Below are 8,073 nucleotides of genomic sequence, written 5' to 3'. Positions count from 1 at the left end.
CGTAAGGGCGGAAGGGGCCGACAGCCTCGCCACATCAACTGGATAAGCACACATGCCCAGACCAACCCTGAGCCCTCTTCATAGATCAGGATTAGAGATGTGTAGATACCGATGCCGCGATAGGGCCAGCCCAACCGATACAAATCCAGTGCCCGGACTGGCAATCGCGGGGCAAGTCCGCTCCCACAGATAGCGTCAGTACTTGACCAATGCGTTGATGATAAGCATTATCATTCGCCACGCCTTGGTCGAGTACCGCAGTGAGTCAATCCCGGTTCAACACCGTTTTCCTTGCCCAGCGGGTCAGCCTGCTGCGCACCCTGCAGCGCATGGTGGATAACCCCAGCACTGCCGAAGACCTGTTGCAGGAGACCTACCTGCGGGTGACCCGCGCCCTCGGCGAACGCCCTATCGAGCACCTGGAACCCTTCGTGTTCCAGACCGCGCGCAACCTCGCCCTCGACCACCTGCGTGCGCGCCGGGCGCAGTCGCGCAACCTGGTCGACGATGTGCCCGAGCAGATCCTGCACAACGTTGCCGCCCCCAGCAGCAGCGCCGAAGACGCCGCCCACGCCGAACGACTGCTCAAGCGCCTGAGCGTCAGCCTTGCGCAATTGACCGAGCGCCAGCAACGCATCTTCATCCTCAGCCGCCTGCATGGTGCCAGCTACCTGGAAATCGCCGAGCAGTTGCAGGTGTCGGCCAGCACGGTTCAGAAGGAACTGAAACTGATCATGGCCATCTGTGTAGGGGTAGCCGACCGGCTGAAGTAAACAGCCTGTCGTGGATCGCAGCTAAAACCTTGCCATCCTCATGGATACCCCGGATCATTCGCACACAGCGCCCGACCGCCAAGGACCCACCCCGTGACCGACAGTCCCTCCCCTAGCCCCTCGCCGCCTGGCCAGCCCGCCAGTGACCGTGCCATGGACCAGGCCCTGGACTGGCTGATCCGCCTGCAGTGCGCAAGCGCAGAAGACACCCAGGCATTCGAAGCCTGGCTTGAGGCCGACCCGGCCAACGCGACCGCCTATGTCGAAGCCGAAGCGATCTGGAACGGCGCCCCCCTGCGCCAGGCCGCCGGGCAGCTCAATCACCTCAAGCGTCGCTCGCTGCGCGCGCGTATCCGCCCGCACTGGAAACCCCTGGCCGCTGCTGCCGTGCTGCTGGTGACGGTGTTCACCGTGGGCAACCTGCCGCTGCGCCTGCAAGCCGATCACCTTACCGTGGTGGGTGAACGTCAGCGGCTGCAACTGGACGACGGCTCCAAGGTATTGCTCAACACCAATTCGGCCTTCGCCAGTGACCTGCGCGACAACCGCCAGGTGGCCAGGCTGCTGCAGGGCGAGGCCTACTTCGAAATCCCCGGCGGCGCCCAGCCGGCGCTGGAACTGCAAGCCGGGCCGCTGCGCGCCAGCGTGCGTGACACCGACTTTGCCGTGCGCTACCTCGATGGCGAGGCACAGGTGCGGGTGCAGCGCGGCGATGTCGACCTGCAAGCCAACAGCGACCAGCGCATTCGCCTGTCGGCGGGCGACAGCATCAGCGTCGGCCCCAACGGCTTCAGCCAGCGCGGGCGCCTCGATGCGCAAAAGGATCTGGCCTGGGTCCAGGGCCGCCTGGTGTTCGAGAACTGCCCCTTGAGCCAGGTGCTGGCGGAGTTGCGCCGCTACTACCCAGGCTTGATCATCAACGGCAATCAACACCTGGAAAGCATCGCGGTGACCGGCAACTATCGCCTCGACCAACCGCTGGAAACCCTGCGCGCGCTGGCCCACATCACTTCGGCACAACTGCACGAATACCCGGCGCTGGTGATTCTCAACTGAGCTGAAAGTTTTTTTACGCGATCCCTGAAGCTGTTACGTCTCGTTATAGCCAATGCAACTGATTCTTATTTTTGAGTCGGTACGCGCCTATAACAATCGCGCCACAGGGAGCGCTTTCGATGCCCACCGGTTTCATTCGTCGGTCTTCAACCACTTCACGCACCCCCGGCCTGCAGCGTTGCACGCTCTCCCTGTTGACCCTGGCCATGCTCGCCAGCGGCGCTTGCAGCCTGCCGGCGCTGGCCGCAGAACCTGCCCAGGCCACGGCACCGCGCATGGGCGATTATCGCTTCGCGATTGGCCAGCAGCCGCTGGTTTCGGCGCTTAACGCCTTCACCGCAGTCACTGGCTGGCAAGTGGGCTTTTCCGCCGAACTGGCCGAAGGCGTCGCCTCCCCGGGGGTACACGGCTCACTCAAGCCTGAGGCGGCCCTGCAGCGCCTGCTCGCCGGTACCGGCCTGAACTACCGCACCCTGAGCAGTGGCAACGTGGTGATCGAACGCAGCGCCAGCAAGGCCATCGCCCTGCAGCAGATCACCATCAGCGCCACCCGCAGCGCCCAGGACATCAGCCAGGTCCCGAGCACCGTCAGCGTGCAGACCCGTGAGCAACTAGACCGCCAGAACGTCAACAACATCAAGGAACTGGTGCGTTACGAACCCGGCGTCTCGGTCAGCGGCACCGGCCAGCGCAGCGGCCTGAACGGCTACAACATCCGCGGTATCGACGGCGAGCGGGTACTGACCCAGATCGACGGCGTGTCGATTCCCGACAGTTTCTTCTTCGGCCCTTACGCCCAGACCCAGCGCAACTACGTCGACCCCGAAATCGTCAAGCGCGTGGAGATCCTCCGCGGCCCGGCCTCGGTGCTGTATGGCAGCAACGCCATCGGTGGCGCGGTCAGCTACTTCACTCTCGACCCCGATGACATCATCAAGCCCGGCAAGGACGTTGGCGCCCGCCTGAAGACCGGCTACAGCTCGGCCGACGAAAGCTGGCTTAACTCGGCCACCGTTGCCGGCCGCCAGGGCGAGTTCGACGGCCTGCTGCACCTGAGCCAGCGCAATGGCCATGAAACCGAGTCTTACAGCAGCCATGGCGGCACGGGCCTGGCGCGTACCGCCGCCAACCCCGAAGACGTGCGCACCACCAACATCCTGGCCAAGGCCGGCTGGAACTACGCCGACGACGCGCGCCTGGCCTTCACTTACGAAAACTACAAGGACGACCGCGACCTGAAGCTCAAGAGCGCGGTGGGCGGGCCGTTCCTTCCCGGCATCGGCGCCGCAAATTCGTACCGCGACCGTACCGGCAACGACACCGTGACCCGCGAGCGTTTCGGCATCAACCATGAGTTCGCCTTGGACAGCGTGCTGGCCGACAACATCAAGTGGAGCCTGAACTACCAGATCGGCAAAACCGACCAGCGTACCGAAGAGCTCTACTTTGCTAGGGGGCGCCAGGTGTTTCGTGACCGCCAGACCACCTACAAGGACCGCCAGTGGGTGTTCGACGCGCAACTGGACAAAGCCTTCAGCCTTGGCACAACCGACCACCTGCTGACCTATGGCACCACCCTCAAGCACCAGAAGGTCACCGGTTCGCGCAGCGGCACCGGTACCTGCCTGAACGTCGGCGGCACCTGCCGCTTCATCGGCCAGATCAGCGCCGATGACACCCAGGCACTGGTCAGCGATTTCCCCGATCCGACCGTCAACACCTACAGCCTGTTCGCCCAGGACGAGATCCGCTGGAACCAGTGGACCTTCCTGCCAGGTGCGCGCTACGACTACACCGAACTCAAGCCACACATGACCGACGAGTTCCTGCGTGGGGTAGGCGCCAGCCCCACCGACCCTGTCGACGACGATGCCAAGAAATGGCACCGGGTCTCGCCCAAGTTCGGCCTGACCTACACCCTCAACGACAACTACACCTGGTACGGCCAGTACGCCGAAGGCTTCCGTACGCCAACCGCCAAGGCGCTGTATGGCCGCTTCGAGAACCCGGGCCTGGGCTACAGCGTGCGCGGCAACTCCGACCTCGAGCCGGAAAAGAGCAAGAGCTACGAGACCGGCCTGCGCGGCAACTTCGATGCAGGTAACTTCGATGTCGCAGTGTTCTATAACAAGTACCGCGACTTCATCAACGAAGATGCCGTGCTGGGCAACAACCTGGGCCAGACCTTCGAAGCCAATAACATCAAGCACGCCACCATCAAGGGGGCCGAGTTCAAGGGCCGCCTGAACCTCGACGCGTTCGGCGCGCCACAAGGCCTGTATACCCAGGGCTCGCTAGCCTATGCCTATGGCCGCAACGACGACACCGGCCAGCCGCTCAACAGCGTCAACCCGCTGACTGCGGTGATGGGCCTGGGTTACGAGCAGGAGCAATACGGCGCGCTGCTGAGCTGGACCCTGGTCAAGCGCAAGAACCGTGTCGACGACACCACCTTCTTCGCCCCGGACGGCACCAGCAAGCAGTTCCGCACCCCTGGCTACGGCGTGCTCGACCTGACCGGTTTCTACAAGGTCAGCGACGACATCACCGTCAATGCCGGCCTGTACAACCTGACCGACAAGAAGTACTGGCAGTGGGATGACGTGCGTGGCTACGACGGCCTCGGTGAAGCGGCGGTAACCGCCCCGGCCAACCTAGACCGCCTGACCATGCCGGGCCGTAATTTCGCCATCAATCTGGTCTGGGATATCTGACCGACGCTGTCGGGCTTTTGTGGGAGCTGGCCTTGCCAGCGATGCGGGTGACGCGTAGCAACAGACTGCGCGCCGATGCCATCGCCGGCAAGGCCGGCTCCCACAGAGATAGCAAAGTCCGACAGGTGAGGTTTTTTTACTGTCGCGCGTCTTCTCATTCGTCTAGTCATCAGGCACGCCCATTTCGCAAGGAATCACCATGACCGCTGCTACCACCACCGAACGCGCCAGCCTGCGTTCGCAACGCTTGAACCAGCTGACCCACGCGCCGCACACTGAACTGGACGCCCTGGTCAAATCCCACGCGCCGTTCGAAACCCGCGAGAGCTTCGCCCGTTTTGTCGTCGCCCAGTACCTGTTCCAGTCCGAACTCAAGGCGCTGTACACCGACCCAGCACTGATCGCCATTGTCCCTGACCTGGCCGAGCGCTGCCGCGCCGAACAGGCCGGCCTGGACCTGGCTGACCTGAACACCGAAATCCCCGCCGACTTCGCCGGCGCCGTGCAGAACCCAAGCCTGGGTGAAGCCATGGGTTGGATCTTTGTTTCCGAAGGCTCCAAGCTTGGCGCCGCGTTCCTGATCAAGCGCGCCGTCGTCCTGGGCCTGTCCGACAACTTCGGTGCCCGCCACCTGGGCGAGCCGGCCGGTGGCCGCGCCGAAGGCTGGAAACAGTTCACCCGTATCCTTGACGGCCTGGAACTGAGCGCCGAAGAAGAAGCCAAGGCTGAGCAAGGCGCCGTGGCCGCCTTCGAGCGTTTCACCGAACTGCTCAAACACGCTTACGCCACTGCGCCTAAAGCCGAACTGGCCTGATGCGCCGTACCCGGTTACCCTCGCGGTAACCGGGCCTTGCCCGTGCACACCGACAAGCCCATGACCCGCCCAGTCGCTTCAAAACTTTCACGCCTGCTCTTCGGCCTGCTGGCTTACGTCAGCCTGGGCATCGGCCTTGTGGCCATCGTCATACCCGGCCTGCCCACCACCGAATTCATCCTTCTCGCCGCCTGGGCCGCCACCCGCAGTTCGCCGCGCCTGAGCGCCTGGCTGGAAAACCACCGGCTGTTCGGGCCGATCCTGAGCAACTGGCGCAACGGCAAGGTGATCCAGCGCCGGGCCAAGGTTAGCGCCACCGTCAGCATGCTGCTGTGCGCAAGCCTGATGCTGGTGTTCCTCGACCATCACTGGCCGGTGTTTCTCGCCATCACCGGCATGGCGTTAGGCAACCTGTGGATCTGGTCACGGCCGGAAGCCGCGCCCTTGAGCCTCGCCGACCGTTCATCGGCGCGTACTCATGGCTAAGGCGATAAAGCCGATGAACTGTTATCGCTAAAAGGATGTAGCGAATCGAGCCAGCCCTGCTGCTCGGTCCTCTACCGGCCTGCCTTTTAGCGAGTACGTCCATGTTCGACACGCTCTCGATCCGCCTGAAAATCGTTCTGCTCTCCGGCCTCTGCCTGCTTGGTGTGGTCGCCCTCGTGGTCGGCATCAACCTGTATCAATCGCACCAGAGCGATGAACTGGTTGGCGAGGCCAGCACCACCATGCTCACCCGCAATGTCCAGGCCCTGCTGCAGGCCCGCGCCGGCGAAAAAGCCGAAATGCTGCGGCGTACCTTCAGCGACAGCCAGACGGTCATTACCGCCCTCGCCGACCAGGTCCAGGACCTGCAGCAACTGGCCCGCGAGCGGGGCCTGAGTGGCGGTGAGCTGCGCGCAGCGATCAACCAGAGCCTGGCCACCAGCTTCAAGCGCAACCCCGACGTACTGGGCATATGGCTGGCCTTCGAGGCCGATGGCCTGGACGCTGGCGACAGCGCCTTTGCCAACGATGCCAAGCACCAAAGCAACGAAAGCGGCCGCTTCGCCAGCTACTGGAGCCGCGCCCAGGGCCAGGCCCTGAACACGGTGATCAGCGACGTCGACCTGAACAAGACCGAGATCAACCTCAGCGGCACGCCCTACAACATCTGGTACACCTGCTCGCGCAACAGTGCCCGCGCCTGCCTGCTCGAACCCTACTCCGACACCGTCGGCGGCAAGCAGATGCTGATGACCAGCATCACTGTGCCGCTGCTGCACAACGGCAAGGTGATCGCCGTGGCAGGTGTGGATATCTCCCTTGATGCCCTGCAGTCTGCTGCCGCCCAAGCCCAGCAAGAGCTGTTCAACGGCGCCGGCCAGCTGATGATCGTTGCCCCCAGCGGCCTGCTGGCTGCCAACAGCAACGATGCCGCCAAGGTCGGCAAGAACATCGGACAGGACGGTCAGCAGGCGCTGCAGAGCATCGCCAGCAACCAGTCGCTGATCCTTGAGCAGGGCGAGGCCATTCGCGCGGTCAATCCCGTACAGCCCATTACCGACAGCAAGCCCTGGGGCATTCTCATCGACCTGCCCAAGCAGGTGCTGCTGGCCGACGCCATCAGCCTGCAGGCCACCCTCGAAGACGAACGCACCAGCGGCACACTCAAGGTGGTGCTATTCGCCACCCTGGCCGGCCTGGTTGGCTTGCTGCTGATGTGGCTGACGGCCACCGGGGTGACCCGGCCGCTGAATACCGTGGCGAGCATGCTCGAAGACATCGCCAGCGGCGAAGGCGACCTTACCCAGCGCCTGCGCTATGCCCGCAAGGATGAGCTGGGCCGCCTGACCGGCGGTTTCAACCGCTTTCTCGACAAGCTGCAGCCGACCATCGCCCAGATCAAGCAGAGCATCACCCAGGCCCGGGCCACCGCCGATCAGTCCTCGGCGATTGCCGAGCGCACCAGTGAAGGCATGCAGGTGCAGTTCCGTGAAATCGACCAGGTCGCCACCGCCTCCAACGAGATGAGCGCCACCGCCCACGACGTTGCCAACAGCGCCGCCAGTGCCGCCGATGCCGCACGCGGCGCTGATCGCTCGGCCAAAGACGGCATGGCGATCATCGAGCGCAGCACCCGCGACATCACCGTGCTCGCCGAACAGGTCAGCAAGGCGGTAAGCGAAGTGGAAACCCTGGCGCAGAACAGCGAACAGATCGGTTCGGTGCTGGAGGTGATCCGCAGCATCGCCGAACAGACCAACCTGCTGGCGCTGAACGCCGCTATCGAAGCGGCTCGCGCGGGTGAAAGCGGTCGTGGTTTTGCCGTAGTCGCCGATGAAGTGCGCAACCTGGCGCGACGCACACAGGACTCGGTGGAAGAGATCCGCCAGGTGATCGAACGCATCCAGAGCAACACCCGCGAGGTGGTGGCGACCATGCATTCGAGCCACGGCAAGGCCCAGGAGAACGCCGGGCAGATCCACCAGGCAGTCCAGGCGCTGGACAAGATCAGCGAAGCGGTGACCGTGATCAGCGACATGAACCTGCAGATCGCCAGCGCCGCCGAACAGCAAAGCGCGGTGGCCGAAGAGGTCAACCGCAACGTCTCGGCGATCCGCGGTGTGACCGAAACCCTCACCGGCCAGGCTGCAGAATCGGCGCAGGTAAGCCGTCAGCTCAACACCCTGTCCACGCAGCAGATGGCCTTGATGGATCAGTTCAGGGTGTGAAG

The 8,073-nt window shown here is 63.8% G+C and carries 6 protein-coding genes and 1 pseudogene; all 7 read left to right on the top strand.

The genetic code is table 11. The annotated features are described in order from the left end of the window. The first annotated feature begins 260 nt into the window (after positions 1–260). The 7 genes and pseudogenes from M5G17_RS06590 to M5G17_RS27550 all read left to right on the top strand — a co-directional run bounded on the left by M5G17_RS06590 (position 261) and on the right by M5G17_RS27550 (position 8,071). A complete protein-coding gene (locus tag M5G17_RS06590) occupies positions 261–773 on the top strand; it encodes an RNA polymerase sigma factor (protein ID WP_273892178.1) in 513 nt (170 codons plus the stop codon). Between the two features lie 93 nt (positions 774–866). Beyond that, positions 867–1,829, top strand: coding sequence for a FecR family protein (locus M5G17_RS06585; RefSeq protein ID WP_273892177.1), 963 nt, complete (start codon positions 867–869; stop codon positions 1,827–1,829). Positions 1,830–1,948: 119 nt separating this feature from the next. Beyond that, positions 1,949–4,543 (top strand): TonB-dependent receptor, encoded by a 2,595-nt coding sequence (locus M5G17_RS06580; RefSeq protein ID WP_420793343.1) that lies wholly within the window; start codon positions 1,949–1,951, stop codon positions 4,541–4,543. 199 nt (positions 4,544–4,742) lie between these two features. After that, positions 4,743–5,357, top strand: a complete 615-nt coding sequence (locus M5G17_RS06575; RefSeq protein WP_273892176.1) for a biliverdin-producing heme oxygenase — start codon at positions 4,743–4,745, stop codon at positions 5,355–5,357. A 60-nt stretch (positions 5,358–5,417) separates the two neighbouring features. Beyond that, positions 5,418–5,843, top strand: coding sequence for a YbaN family protein (locus tag M5G17_RS06570; RefSeq protein ID WP_273892175.1), 426 nt, complete (start codon positions 5,418–5,420; stop codon positions 5,841–5,843). Positions 5,844–5,944: 101 nt separating this feature from the next. Then, a pseudogene (locus tag M5G17_RS27555) lies at positions 5,945–7,213 on the top strand (methyl-accepting chemotaxis protein); the annotation flags it as partial. Between the two features lie 102 nt (positions 7,214–7,315). Then, on the top strand, positions 7,316–8,071 hold the full coding sequence (locus tag M5G17_RS27550; RefSeq protein WP_420793346.1) for a methyl-accepting chemotaxis protein: 756 nt from the start codon (positions 7,316–7,318) through the stop codon (positions 8,069–8,071). The last annotated feature ends 2 nt before the right edge of the window (positions 8,072–8,073 follow it).

The organism is Pseudomonas rubra, assembly GCF_028656935.1.
GTDB lineage: Bacteria > Pseudomonadota > Gammaproteobacteria > Pseudomonadales > Pseudomonadaceae > Aquipseudomonas > Aquipseudomonas rubra.
Note: the sequence above shows the minus strand (reverse complement) of the source record. Positions and strands in the feature narration are given on the sequence as shown.